5 protein-coding genes and 1 pseudogene are annotated in these 14,209 nt (G+C 68.6%); all 6 read left to right on the forward strand.

Annotation, left to right across the window (positions count from 1 at the left end):
* Window positions 1-1,355, forward strand: a pseudogene (locus ACH413_RS33375) (hypothetical protein); the annotation flags it as partial.
* Window positions 1,356-1,392: 37 nt separating this feature from the next.
* Window positions 1,393-5,376: a type VII secretion protein EccCa gene (gene eccCa, locus ACH413_RS33380; protein ID WP_360047693.1), complete on the forward strand. Its 3,984-nt coding sequence runs from the start codon at window positions 1,393-1,395 to the stop codon at window positions 5,374-5,376.
* A 31-nt stretch (window positions 5,377-5,407) separates the two neighbouring features.
* On the forward strand, window positions 5,408-6,823 hold the full coding sequence (gene eccD, locus ACH413_RS33385; protein WP_360047695.1) for a type VII secretion integral membrane protein EccD: 1,416 nt from the start codon (window positions 5,408-5,410) through the stop codon (window positions 6,821-6,823).
* A 4-nt stretch (window positions 6,824-6,827) separates the two neighbouring features.
* Window positions 6,828-8,171: a type VII secretion protein EccB gene (gene eccB, locus ACH413_RS33390; RefSeq protein WP_360047696.1), complete on the forward strand. Its 1,344-nt coding sequence runs from the start codon at window positions 6,828-6,830 to the stop codon at window positions 8,169-8,171.
* A 5-nt stretch (window positions 8,172-8,176) separates the two neighbouring features.
* On the forward strand, window positions 8,177-10,795 hold the full coding sequence (locus ACH413_RS33395) for a hypothetical protein (protein WP_360047697.1): 2,619 nt from the start codon (window positions 8,177-8,179) through the stop codon (window positions 10,793-10,795).
* Window positions 10,796-10,809: 14 nt separating this feature from the next.
* On the forward strand, window positions 10,810-14,130 hold the full coding sequence (locus ACH413_RS33400) for a right-handed parallel beta-helix repeat-containing protein (protein ID WP_360047698.1): 3,321 nt from the start codon (window positions 10,810-10,812) through the stop codon (window positions 14,128-14,130).
* Window positions 14,131-14,209: the final 79 nt, after the last annotated feature.

The following is a 14,209-nucleotide window of genomic DNA, read 5'->3' on the forward strand; positions in this document are numbered from 1 at the left end:
TGCTCGGTGGTGAGAAGGAACCGTGGGAGGGAGCGGTGCCCCTCGCGCTCGAACTCAGCGAGGCGTCCGCGTTGCCATCGGTCGAGCCGGAGAGGTGGGCGGCGGGCGGCGGAGAGGCGGCGCCGGCCGGCGCCGAGGTGCAGGCAGGCCTGCCTGCCGGTGGTCTCACCGAGACAGCTCAGCCCGCGGCCGGTCCGGCGAGTCCGGCGAGTCCGGCGGGTGCGTCCTTGCCGGCTGCACCGGCACAGTCGATGCCCGGCGGGGGCATGCCTCCGATGATGCCGCCGGGGACGGGTGGGCAACAGAACACCGCCGCGGAGCGGCCGGACTCGGCCGGCCTGCTCGGAGGGCTCGACAAGCCGTGGACCGTGCAGGAGAACGTCCGAGACATCAGTGATGCCCCGGCCGCGACCCCGCGTTCGTTCGCTCCGGAGTCCTGGGCGGTCTCGGAAACGGCGCCCGTTGTCATGACGGTGGCCGCGGACGGACTTCCGGTCGAGAACGAGATCTCACCGGACGCGGAGGTGGCCGACTCGGCGGGGAAGCCCGAGGAGGTTGTCGCGGAGGACGTGCCTGCGGAAGGTGAGGACGTCGTACTCGCCCCGCCTGCCGCGCCGGCCGGTTGGGCCAGTTTCGGAGGAGTGCCGCCAGTGCTGGGAGCGCAACCTCCCGCCTCCGGACCCACGGCCCCGCAAGCTCCGGTGCCTGCTTCCGGCTCCACGACGCCGGGCACGAACACGTCCGGGACCGGCCCGGCCGGACTCGACGTCCCGGCGGGCCCGCGCGTCGCCGACGGCGAGGTCGCCGAAGACCGGGACGACGAACGGCCGATCGGAGCGTCCGCACCCCGAGGGGGAGCAGACCTCCTGCCCGCGCCCGACACCGTGGCCGTCGTCCGGCCGGACGACTCCGTGCTGGACACCAGCGCCTGGGACAGGGGAGGTCTCGACTTCCTCCTGCCCGGAGCGCTGATGGCTCTGGCCGCCGGTGGTTCCGGCAGGTCGCGCCGGAATCCGGAGGACCAGCCCGTCAACGGCATCGCTGACTCGTCCGAGCCGTGGGAACCGGAGTCGGCCGTTGCGCTGACGACCTACCGGCGCAGGAAGGCCGGTGAGGGTGCCGCGATCGCCGGCACCTCGGAGGTCCTGCTGTCGTGCGGTGACGAGCACTCGTTCCCGGAAGACCAGCGGGAGGCGTACTTCGCTGCCGGAGCGGAGTCGGACGAGCTGGACCAGGAGGACGAGGAAGGGGACGACGACGCCGAGGAGGAGCGCTCCGCCGCGGATCTGCTCAACGCCAACGATTCGGCGTGGAGCGGTACGAGTGCGTCGAAGCCGGCGGGTGTCCTCGAATGATGGCTGAAGCTGTGAATCACCGGATGGAGCTCGTCTGATGGCGACCGTGACGGTCAAGCGGGCGCTCAGGGCCGCCGGCCCCGAGATGCCGAAGGGTCAGATCGAGCTGCAGGAACCCCCTGTGCTCGCTGAACCCGCCGCGCGGGACTTCGCGTCGATGCTGATGTTCCTGCCGATGGGAATCGGCGCGATGGTCATGATCCTGGCGTTCTCCGGTGCTGGTGGTCACTCGCCCATGATGTACGTGATGGGTGGCGGCATGGGCGTCGCGATGATCACCATGGGCCTCGGGCAGCTGGGACGCGCCGCGGGGGACCGCAAGAAGAAGATGGCTGCGGAAAGGCGTGACTACCTCCGCTACATCGGTCAGATGCGGAGCCGCACCCGTGCCACCGCGGACGAGCAGAGGACCGCGGTGCTGTGGAACAACCCCACACCGGGCTGGCTCTGGTACATCGCGGGTGGTTCGCGGTTGTGGGAACGGCGGTCGAGCCACGAGGACTTCGCCAGGGTCCGGATCGGCCTGGGTACCCAGCAGTCCGCCCTCGAACTGGTGCCACCGACCACCAAGCCGATCGAGGACCTCGAACCCCTGTCGGCCATCTCGCTGCGGCGGTTCAGCGAGGCCTACCGGACGGTGGCCGGCACGCCGATCGCGGTGGGTCTGCGCAGCTTCACCAGCGTCGAGTTCGCGGGACAGATGAGCAAGGCGCTGGGACTGACCCGGGCCATGATCGCGCAGCTGGTCACGTTCCACGGCCCCGAGGAACTACGCATCGCCGTGCTCACCTCCGAGGAGACCCGGTGCGAGTGGGACTGGGTCAAGTGGTTGCCGCACAACGCCCATCCCACGGCACGCGATGGAGCGGGTCCTGTGCGGATGCTCGCGTGCGACCACGACGAACTGATGGACCTGCTCGGCAGCGAGATCACCGACCGCAGCCCGCACGACAAGACCGCGGTGCCGAGCGGCGCGGAACCCTTCCTCGTGGTGGTCGCCCACCTCGCGGTCATCCCGGAGTCCTCCCGGATGTTCGACGTCGGGCTGCGCAACGTGGTGCTGCTCGACATCACCGGCATGCTGCCCGGCGGCGAGAAGGTGATCCGGCTGACCTCCACCGAGGACCGGGTGGAGTTCCCTTCCGGTGGTGGAACCGGCGTCGCGTCACGTGACGAGCTGAGCATCGTGGAGTGCGAGGTGCTCGCGAGGGCTCTCGCCCCGAAGCGCACCAGTGGGGCGGTGGAACTGGTCGAACGCTCGCTCGAGTCCGACTTCGAGCTGACCACCCTGCTCGGCATCCGAGACGTGAACACCTTCGACATCCCTCTCCAATGGCGACCGCGCAACGCACAGCGGGCACGCATGTCCGTGCCGATCGGCGTCACGGAGGAAGGCGAAGTCGTCGAACTCGACCTCAAGGAGTCCGCGCAGGGCGGTATGGGCCCGCACGGCCTGGTGATCGGTGCGACCGGTTCCGGCAAGAGCGAGTTGCTGCGGACCCTGGTGCTCGGGCTCGCGGCGACGCACTCGTCGGAGATCCTCAACCTGGTCCTGGTCGACTTCAAGGGTGGCGCGACCTTCCTCGGGATGGACAAGCTGCCGCACACCTCCGCGGTGATCACCAACCTGGCGGACGAGCTGCCCCTGGTCGACCGCATGCAGGACTCGCTGAACGGCGAGATGATCCGCCGTCAGGAACTGCTGCGGGTGAGCGGCTACCCGTCGTTGTTCGAGTACGAGAAGGCGAGGGCGGCGGGCGAACCGCTGGCGCCCTTCCCCACCCTGCTGCTCGTCGTGGACGAGTTCTCCGAGCTGCTCGCGAGCAAGCCGGAGTTCATGGATCTGTTCGTGTCCGTGGGGCGGCTGGGCCGATCCCTCGGCGTGCACCTCCTGCTCGCCTCTCAGCGGCTCGACGAAGGCAGGATCCATCGGGTCGAGGGCCACCTGTCGTACCGAATCGCATTGCGCACGTTCTCGTCGATGGAGTCCCGCAGTGTCATCGGCGTCGCCAACGCCTATGAATTGCCTTCGGAGCCGGGCAACGGCTATCTCAAGATCGACCAGACGAACCTCGTCCGGTTCAAGGGCGCCTACGTCTCCGGTCCGGCGCCGCTGCCGACGACGGAGGCAGCCATCGAGGAGAAGGCCGCCCAGGAGGTGGTTCCCTTTATCGCGCACGCCCGGCCACTGCGGCAGCTCATCGTCGAGGACGAGGAGGAACCGGCCGAGGAGACCGGGGCCGTGGTGACCGCCCCGGCCGGGACGATCAGCCTCGCGGACGCGTTCATCGGCCGGCTGCAGGGTGCGGGGCCCGCCGCTCGCCAGGTGTGGCTGCCGCCGCTCGCGGATTCACCGAGCCTCGACTCACTGTTGCCCAGTGTGCTCCCCGATCCCTTCCGCGGCATGAACGTCGAGGACCGCACGATGCAGGGCCGTCTGCGTGCTCCTCTCGGCATGATCGACCGCCCGTACGAGCAGCTGCGGGAGCTGATGGTCGCCGACCTGTCCGGGGCGGACGGCCACGTGGCCGTGGTCGGCGCTCCGCAGTCGGGCAAGTCGACCCTGTTGCGCACGTTGGTGTTGTCCCTGGCGATGACGCACACGCCGTCGGAAGTCCAGTTCTACGGCCTCGACTTCGGTGGCGGCGGCATCATGTCGATCGCAGGACTGCCGCACGTCGGCTCGATCGCGACCCGCCTGGAACACGACCGGGTGGTCCGCACCATCGCCGAGTTGCTGTTGCTGATCGAGACCAGGGAGAGCACGTTCACCACCCGCGGTCTCGAGTCGATGGCGGCGTACCGCGAACTGCGTCGCACTGGTGAGATCGACGATCCGTACGGCGACGTGTTCCTGATCGTCGACGGCTGGTACACGATCAAGCAGGACTACACCGACCTGGAGCCGCGGATCAACGAGCTCGCGGTGCGCGGTCTCTCCTTCGGCATCCACGTGATGATCGGTGCCACCCGCTGGTCCGAGATCCGGCCCGCTCTGCGCGACGTGATCGGCAGCAAGTTCGAGCTGAGGCTCGGCGATCCGATGGAGTCCGAGGTCGGGTCCCGCAAAGCGCAGACCGTTCCCTCTCAGCCCGGTCGTGGTCTCACACCGACCGGCATGCACTTCCTGTCCGCTCTGCCCAGGATGGACGGCAGCTCGGACACGGAGTCCCTCGCGGCTGCCACGAAGGCGCTCGCGGAGGAGGTCGCGACGTTCTGGCCGGGCAAGCCTGCTCCGCCCGTGCGGATGCTGCCCCCGCTGCTGCCCGGCACCGACCTGCCGACGCCGCAGGGCGACGTCCGGATCGCCATCGGACTGGACGAACAGCGGCTCGAACCGGTCTGGCACGACTTCGAGCAGAACGCACACCTGCTGGTGTTCGGGGACAGCGAGACCGGCAAGACCAACGCGCTGCGCCTGGTCCTGCAGTCGATCATGTCGCGCTACCGCCCCGATCAGGCGAAGATCCTCCTGGGCGACCCCAACCGGCAGCTCGACATCGCCGTGCCGGAGGCGTACCGGGTCGGCTACGCCATCACCGGTGACACGTTGAGGGACCTGGTCGGCAAGGCCGCGGTCTCCATGTCCCGCCGGGTTCCCGGCGAGGACGTCAGCGCGGACCGCCTGCGCAGGCGTGACTGGTGGGACGGACCGCAGTTCTTTCTCGTGATCGACGACTACGAGCTGTTCGGCATGGGCATGGGATCCCCGCTCGACGCACTGCTTCCCATGCTCGCCCAGGGTGTCTACATCGGACTGCACGTGATCATCGCGCGCAGCACCTCCGGCGCCATGAGGGCACTCAGCGACCCGGTGATCCGGCGCATGTGGGAGCTCGGTACGCCGGGCGTCGTCTTCTCCTACCCGAAGGAGGAAGGCAAGTTCCTGGGTGAGGCGATGCCACGCAAGCTGGTTCCGGGACGGGCGCAGCTGGTGAACCGCAAGGGCATCAGGCTGGTGCAGACAGGATTCGTGCCCGTGCAGGTCCCGTCGCCCAGTGGGGCCGGGTGGCAGTCGTGATCGAGTCGGAGAACACCAAGAGGAAGCTGTCATGACGAGTCTGCAGGCCGAGCTCTGCCGCATCACCGTGTTCGGCCCTGCCGGTCGGGCCGACCTCGCCGTACCCGTCTCGATCTCGGTGGCCGGTCTTCTTCCTGTGCTGCTCAAGCACACCACCGACCCGGGCGAACACGTCGTCGGAGGTGTCGAGATCACCGGTGAGCGGTCGTGGGTGCTGCAGCGGCTGGGGGAACCCGCCTTCGACCCCGAGGGCACTCCGGAGAGCCTGGAATGGTTGGAGGGAGACACCTTCTACCTGCGCCCAGCTGAGAACCCGTTGCCCGAGCTGGCTTTCGACGACGTCTCGGACGGAATGGCGACCGCGCTGAGCCGGCAGAAGGACCGCTGGAAGCCCGAGTTCAGCCGGCGGTTGTTCCTCACGCTGGGCGTCATCACGACGGCTGTGCTGGCCATGCTGGCCGTAGAGGCGGGTTCGACGCTCAGTGCCGCGCTCATGTCGGCTGTCATCGGTGTCCTGCTGGCAGGTTCCTCGATCCCGGTGTCCCGCAAGATCGGCGACCAGCCGCTGGCTCTGGTGTTCGCCGTCCCAGGACTCGCGCACCTCGCACTCGCGGGCGCCATCTCGGCGGACGGAGCCGCGGCGGCGTTCGACCTCCGTCCCGGTTCCGTCGCGCTGGGCGGCCTCGCCTTGCTGGCCACGTCGGGTGTCCTGCTGGGAGCGGCGATGCTGTGGGCCCCTCGGCTGCCCGTGGTACCCCTGGCGGCGCTCCTGGGCACGGGGCTGGCGGCCTTCCTCGGCATGCGCCTCCACCTCGACATGCACTTGCAACCGGAGAGCGCCGCGGGAATCTGTGCCGTGATCGCGCTGGCCGTTCTGGTCGGCGTGCCGAAGCTGGTGATCAGGATGGCGCGGCTGCGAGGGCCGCAGTTGCCACGTACGGCGGAGGAACTGCAGGCCGACATCGACCCGCTCGACGCCGAGCAGATCATCGAGCGCACCAAGAACGCCGATCGGTACATGACCGCCTTCATGGTCACCGCGGCACTGGTGTTCATGTCCTGCTACCCGGTGTTGTTCGAAGCACCAGGCTGGGCCCCGACGACGCTCGGGGTACTGATCACCGTTTCCGCGCTCGTGCGGTCAGGTGGTTTCCTCAACGCCTGGCAGCGCATCGCCCTGGTCGTGGCCGGTGTCGTGGGCTGTGTCGAACTCCTGCTCACCTTCGGTGAGTCGCTCACCTTCGCATGGCGCGTGGTCGTGCTGTCGGCCGTACTGGTGGTCCTGATCGCTCTCGTGCTGGCCGTGTTGCGTCCACCCACCAGGCGGCTCGTACCGATCTGGGTGCAGCGTGCGCAGTGGATCGAGTCGATCGTGGCGGCTGCCACTGTTCCAGTGCTGTTGCAGATCCTGGGCGTCTACGCCTGGGCGCGCGGACTGGCCGGGTGATCCGATGCAGACGCAGAAGGACCACGTCCACGCCTATCAGTTCCTGATGCAGCGGATGACGACCGCTCTGACGGTCGGTGACCCGAGCAACATGGATCCTCCGACCAGACGCGGTCGTTCGGGACTGCTCACCGGTTCGTTCATCGCGGTGCTGCTCGTGATCGGCTTCGGTGTCTACGGCCTGATCGTGCCCGGTGGCAGCACGGCGTGGAAGCAGAAGGGCGCCATTCTCGTCGAGGAGGAGACCGGCACCCGGTACGTCTTCGTCAACAACATGCTCATGGGCACGTCGAATCTCGCATCCGCGATGCTGATCCAGGGAAAGGACAACCACGTCGCCCTCATCTCGCGGAAGTCACTGGAGGGACTGCCTCGTGGACCGCGCATGGGAATTCCCGGCGCACCCGACAGCGTGCCGCGACCACAGGACCTCCTGCCGCCGTCCTGGCTGGTGTGCCCGACCGCACCGGCCGATGGTCAGAAGCTCGGTCTTGTCACCAACTTCGTACCGGACCAGAAGTACGAGTGGATACCGGATGACCGGTACGCGCCGGTCCAGTCCGTCGACGGCGAGCTCTACCTGGTTTGGAAGAACAAGAAGTACCAGGTGCCGGACGACAAGGCCCTCGTCGTGTTCGGACTCGCCGCGACGAAGGCGCCGCGCGTACCCGCCGTGTGGCTCGACCTCGTCCCGGACGGCCCAGTGCTCTCACCGGCGGCCATTCCGTCCGCGGGCGCTCCTGGTCAAACGGTCGCCGGCAGCAAGCGCCGGATCGGTGACCTGTTCACCCACGACCCCGGCAACGGCATCGAACAGCGCTATGTCCTGCTGGACAAGGGACTCGCGCCCCTTTCCGCGACCGAGTTCGCGCTGCTGAAGGCCCTGCCCGGCAAGTCCTCGGTGGAGATCGGCGCTCAGGAGATCCTGACCGCGCCGTTCTCCCCGGACCAGTCAATGCTCACGCGCCTGCCCGATCTGGTCGGCAAGAAGCCACTGGACGAGACGACCGGCAGCCCGTGCCTGCGCCAGGAAGGCTCGAGTGGTGACGTCGTCTCCTACCCGGTGGCCGTGCGGGACGCGGACAGGTGGCAGGGAGGTGGAGCCTGGATCCCGCCTGGCCGCGGGGTCCTTGCCGCGGAACTTCCGATTCCGAACGGCCAGAAGGAGCCGAACCGCTTCCTGATCACCGAACGCGGAAGGCGCTACCTGGTTCCCGATGACAACGCCGTCCAGGCCCTCGGTCTGGGCGGCGTGCAGCCTGTCCCGATGCGCAGCGAGGTGCTGTCCACGATTCCGGTGGGCCCGTCCCTCACCCGCGATGCCGTGATCATCGAAGAGGGAGGTTGAGAGCAATGGCGATCATGACCCGAGACCGGGAGCCTGGCGGCGGTGGGTTCGGACTGACGAAACACACCATCGGTAACGCACTCGTCGTCTACCTGACGGGCAACATGACCAAGGCGGCTCAGCACCTCGCGCTCAACGTCGCGGCGGACACGGAGAACGACCTCGTCGTGGTCGACCTCCCGGTGAGCTCCCCGATCTCCTGGTGGGAGTCGGTCGCGCAGGCGCTGCCCAAGCGCAGGCGCGGTGTGCGCCTGGTCATCGGTGGCCGCTCGCGGGAAGCCACCGCGCTGGCCGGGCACTGGCTCGCGGAACGTCTCAAGAGGACGGTGTTCGTCCCGGACGGGACGGTGGTGCAGGGCGCTGGCGGGTCATTGTTCGTCCACTCAGGACCGAACAGCGGATGGGTGCGCTGCACTCCTGGCAGGCCCCCGAAGTTCGAGGCGAAGCGTTTTCCGCAACCTGTGTGGGACGCGGACCTGGTGGCGGAGAACTTCCCGACGAGCGCACGTGGTATCGCCGAGCCGCTGCCCAGCGGCATGTGGATCCGGCCCATCGGTGACGACCCGCAGCTGCGCGCCAACCGGCAGCGCCTGATCGAGACCATGCCGTGCCAGCCCGAGTACCTGAGCGTGGTGCTCGGCAGCCCTGGTGGCGTGCCACTCAGCCAGAACGACGTCGGTCTGCTCTGGCGTGAGTTGCCCTACGACCTGCGTGAGCGGGTGCGCTTCGTCCAGTACGGTCCCATGTCAGTGCCGAGGGGACAGCTCGGCCAGGCGATCGCCGACGCGCTCGGTCACGAGGTCGTGCTCCTCACGGGTATGCCGATCGGGCCTGCCATGGCTCCGGAGATCTTCACCGTGCGCCACGACGGCACCCTCGGCTGGCACGCCTACGCGCGCGAGTTGAAGTACCAGCCGCGGCTCTCGGGGAACGAGCCGGTCAAGGTGCCCACCGTCGTGACGCATCGCGCGCCGGTCCCCGGCGCGCCGGAGATCTCGCCCGGTGTGTACCGGTACTCGGTCGACGCCGTGGTGGAGGTCGTCCAGTCCGGACTGCTCGTCCGTCCTCCCGCCGCGACCGTGAACGTGGACGCCATCAGGCAGATTCCCGCGGATCCGAACACCCACCACCTGCTGTACGAGGCCGACACCGACACCGATCTGGCCCGCATGGAGTACCTCGCGGGGGATCTCGTCCAGCGGCTGGGCAACTCGGTGCGCCCGATGAGCCGCGTGCTTTCCGCTCGTTCCCTTCTGAGCGAACTGGCGAAGCCGGTCTTCTCCCATGTCGCGGCAGGTGTCGCGGACACCGGGACCACCACCGGCGTCTTCCAGCCCGATCGCGTGCCCCCGATCCCCGCCTCGTCCCCGATCCCCGCTTTGCCGCCGTCGACCGAGATGACGGTGGTCCGCCGCGTGGCGGAGCCACCCACGGCGAACCGGGAGGGCGCTCAGGACCCGGCACGTCCGGTGAGGACCGCGCCGCCTGGCAACACCGGTGCCCTGCCGGTAGCGGGTCCGCCGGTCGGTGCTCCACCGGCCATGTCGCTGGCCGAGAGGCTCGCTGCTCCAGCGGCGCCGGGTCCCGTTCCCGCCGTGTTCGACGCCCCGGTGCAACCGCTGGGACTCGAGGTGAGCCCGGTCGTTCCGGCGACCCAGCCGCCGGCCGTGCATCCCTCCGGGCAGTCTGGACCGTTCCTGCCCGACCTCGGCGACGCGCCGGAGCACCCGGATGTCGAGGAGACTCCGGGCGGTGATGCGGTCGAGGAGCCCGCGGAACCGGAACCGGAACCGGTGAAGGAACCTCCGGCCGTACCCGCCGTCGCCCGGCTGCAACCCGTTCCCGCACCGGAGGCGACCGGGCTGCTCCCCAAGCGAGGCATCGAGGACGAACGCGCCTGGCTGCGCCGCACGCTCGGCGCGGAGTTCGGGGTGTTGTCGAACTCCGTCGCCCGCATCCTGTCCGAGCACCCCGGCTTCCAGGGGGCTCTTTCGAGTTCGTCCGCCGAGGTGCTCACCGACGCGGTCGCCGTGCAGCTCTACCTGACCGACCGGGGCAAGGCCGTCGACGAGGCGCTGCGGTCCGCGCAGGTAGGTCCGCACGTTCCGTTCGCCCGCTGCGTCGTGGCGGGTCTGAGCAGGTTGCCCTCACATCGTGGCCCGGTGGTGTTCGGCGCGTCACCCACACCCGGCCAGTGGGACCTCTACCGCAGCCACAAGCTCATCACCGAGTGGGGATTCCTGCACGCTCTCACCGCGCCGCCCGCCCCCGAGGAGAACGAGACCGACGTGCTCGTGTGGTCGATGACGGCTCGCCGGACCAAGCTCCTCGAAGCCCCGAACGGTGTGCAGGAGCGCGTGTTGTTCCTGCCCGGCACCAGTTTCAAGGTGCTGGACATGATCGAGCCGCAGGCGGACGGTGTTCGCGGCCGGCTTCTCCTGCGCGAACTGACGGTTGTCGAGATCGGCGAGGACGGCCGGGTCGACCCGAACCGCGTCTCGTTCGACGAGCTCGCGCTGAACTCGTTGCGCAGGCAGATGGAACAGTGGGCCGGCGGCACGTCGCCGGTCGGGGTGGACCCCGCTTCGACTGACCGTTTCGGCGCCTTGCCCGGCCTGGCGTGAGGATTGGTGAACCGATGAACCGACAGCTGCTCGTGGTCGCGAGCGACAGGCCAGGCGCGTTCAAGTCCATCGGCGCCGCGCTCGGTAGCGCGCTTCCCGGGGCGATGATCTCGATCGCACCAGGTCGGTACGAGGAGAACCTCGTCGTCAACAAGCTCGTGACGCTCAGCGCCGAGGACGGCATCGGTACCGTGGAGATCATCGCGAAGCAGGGCAGTGTGCTCGTCGCGAGCGCGGAAGCCGTACAGCTCAACGGGTTGACCCTGCAGTGCGAGGACGCGCAGCTCGCCGGCATCGATGTCGTCCGCGGTGAAGCCGCCTTCGACGGTTGTGAGCTCGGTGGCTCGTCGTGGGCGACGATCTACGCGCGTGGCACGGGTTCGGTCGCGTTGCGCGGGTGCAAGGTGACCAGCGCGGCCGGCGCGGGGATCGTGACCACCTCACCGTCACTCAGCACGATCGAGGACACCAGGATCGTCGACGTCGCCTCGTCCGCGGTGGTGGCGACCGAGCAGGGGGCGGTGTCGCTGCGTCGTTGTGCGATCGCCAGGCCGCAAGGCAACGGTTTGTGCGTCAACGGCGCCGGCGTCATCCAATCTGACCAGTGCGAGATCACCGGTGCGGCCAAGCCGGCGGTCGTGGCGGAACAACAGGGCAGCTTGAAGCTGTCGCAGCTCACGGTGACGGCAAGTCAGAACGTCGACCTCTACCTGATGAGCACCGGCACAGTGTCGATCTCGGACTCGAAGTTCGACGGTGCCGCCGTGCAGTCCGCGCACATCGCCGGTGCGGCGCGACCCGTGTTCACGGGGTGCGCCTTCACCTCTGCCGGGCGCACCGCCATCCAGGTCAACGGGGCGTCGTCGCCCAGGTTCACCGACTGCGAGGTCGGCGCGTCACCGATCGGCATCGCCGTCGACGAGAGCAGCTCGCCTCGGTTCGACGGCATCAGGCTGAACGGAATCGCGCAGATCGCCGTTCACGTGAGCACGGAGTCGAAGCCGGAGTTCTCCGGTCTGCGTCTGGGATCCAGTGCTGGTCGTGGTCTCGTGGTAGTGGGCAAGAGCGTGGTCCGGCTGTCCGACATCGAACTCGAGGTGGGGGATGAGGCGGCACTGGACGCCTCAGAAGGATCCACGGTGGACGCCTCGGACATGCGCATCGTGTCCACCGCGGAAGCGGCGATCCTGTTCGCCGGCGGTGTCCAGGCCACCCTGACTTCGTTGCTGGTGCGAGGTGGTGGACTGTTCGCTTCGGACACGAAGATCACCATGCGGGACAGCGAGATCGTCGACGCCGGCGGACATGGCGTCGACCTGCGGTCAGGTGCCGTGTCGACGATGATCCGGTGCCGGGTGATGTCCTCGATGGGGACGGGTGTGAGCTTCTCCGCCGGCGCGGGCGGCACGCTGACGGAGTGCGAGGTCGTGGGAAGCGCTGAGGACGGCATCAGCCTGGACACAGCGGAACCCGTGCTGCTCAGCCGTTGTGTGGTGCGGGAGAACCGCGGCACCGACGTCCGCCGTTTCGGCGAGGACCGGGTGAGGATCGAAGAGCCCGCGACGGCCGCGGCCGAGCCCCAGCGGCAGGCATCGGTCGCCGCCACGGTGGGGGCGCGTGCTTACCGCGGGACCTCCGCCGCCCCGGTCTCCCCGGCAGGCTCCGATAAGGCCGTGGCGCTGTCGGGCCCACTGGCGGAACTGGAGACCCTGGTCGGGTTGAGCGGGGTGAAGCGCGAGGTCGCCGGCCTGATCAACCTCATCAAGATGTCCCAGGCGCGCAAGCAGATGGGGTTGCCGATGCCCCCGATGTCGCGGCATCTCGTCTTCGCCGGGCCCCCCGGTACCGGTAAGACCACAGTCGCCCGGCTCTACGGCACGGTCCTGGCCGAACTCGGGGTGCTGGAGAAGGGGCACATGGTCGAGGTCGCGCGTGCCGACCTCGTCGGCCAGTACATCGGCTCCACGGCGATCAAGACCACCGAGGTCGTCACGAAGGCCATCGGCGGCGTGCTCTTCATCGACGAGGCGTACACCTTGTCGGCGCAGACGGGCGGGTCCGGTCCGGACTTCGGCCAGGAGGCCATCGACGCGCTGATGAAGATCATGGAAGACCAGCGCGAGTCGATCGTCGTGATCGTCGCGGGCTACTCGGAACTCATGGAGAACTTCCTGGAGTCGAACCCAGGTCTCGCCTCCAGGTTCACCCGCACCGTCGAGTTCCCGAACTACAGCGTCGACGAGCTCGTCACGATCACGACCAACCTGTGCAACAAGCACTACTACGAGCTGACCGAGGACGCGCTCGAAGCACTCACCGAGTACTTCGAGCGCGTACCGAAGAACGCGACCTTCGGCAACGGTCGTGTCGCGCGCAAGTTGTTCGAGGCGATGGTCAACAACCAGGCTTCCCGCCTGGCCGTGGCACCGCCCTCCAGGGACTCGGAGATGAACCGCCTGACGGCCGCTGATCTCCAGTCCGAGCTCGATCTGTTGCAGGCGACCGCGGGCAACGAGTCCGCCCACCGTCACAGCGAACTCGATCCCAGCGCGGCCGTGCAGGCCAGTGCCAGTTGGAAGCGTTTCCGCGCGATGATCGGGCAGACGGCGCTCCGCGAGTCGGCGGGAGCGGTTTTGGTGCGTCTCGCCACCGCGAGGCGGAGCAACCAGCCGCTCGGTGCGGCCGCCAACGTCGTGATCGGGGGCAAGCGGGGGAGTGGCCGAGGTGAGATCGCCCGGCTGTACGCCCAGGCGTTGTCGGAACTTCGGCTGGTGCGGATCGGGCACGTGGTCCGCAGGTCCCTTGCCGGCGACCTGTGCTCCCAGTGGCCAGGGCAGGCGGAAAGCCTGGTGAGGACCGCGTTCGAGGACGCAGCGGGCGGGGTGCTGGTCATCGACCTCGACGGGGAGGTGGAACCCGACCGCGCCACCGAGGCGGTCGAGGCGGTCGCCGCCCTGATGCTGCGCAAGGCCGCTGATCCGGTCGTCGTCGTGCTCGGCGAGCACTCCCGGCTGGTGCCGCTGTTCCAGCACGTACCGGCGTTGGCCGACTGCTTCCTCGAGGGTTGGGACATGGCCCCGTACTCGGTGGACGAACTGGCCGCACTCGCTGTCCGTGAACTGACCCGTCGAGGCCATGAAGTGCCCGAGGACGTGCGTAAGGCTGTTGCGGCGAGACTCGAGGACAGCGTTCACCGCGAGGTCGTTCATCCGGCGCACCGGCTTGCCCGCACGCTCGCTCGCACGGCCGCGTCCCGCACTCTCGCGGTGGCGGACCTGCAACTCGCCGCAGGCGGTGCCGCGCAGGCCGGGCAAGGGCTGGCCTCGGTCGGTTGATCACGGTCGTGTTCAAAGAGGCCGCAGTTGGTGGCGCTCGGTACATCGGTGATCGCGATCACTTGCCGTTGTTCGGGCC

The organism is Lentzea sp. NPDC020367 (genome assembly GCF_044387305.1).
In the GTDB taxonomy this organism is placed as follows: Bacteria; Actinomycetota; Actinomycetes; order Mycobacteriales; family Pseudonocardiaceae; genus Lentzea.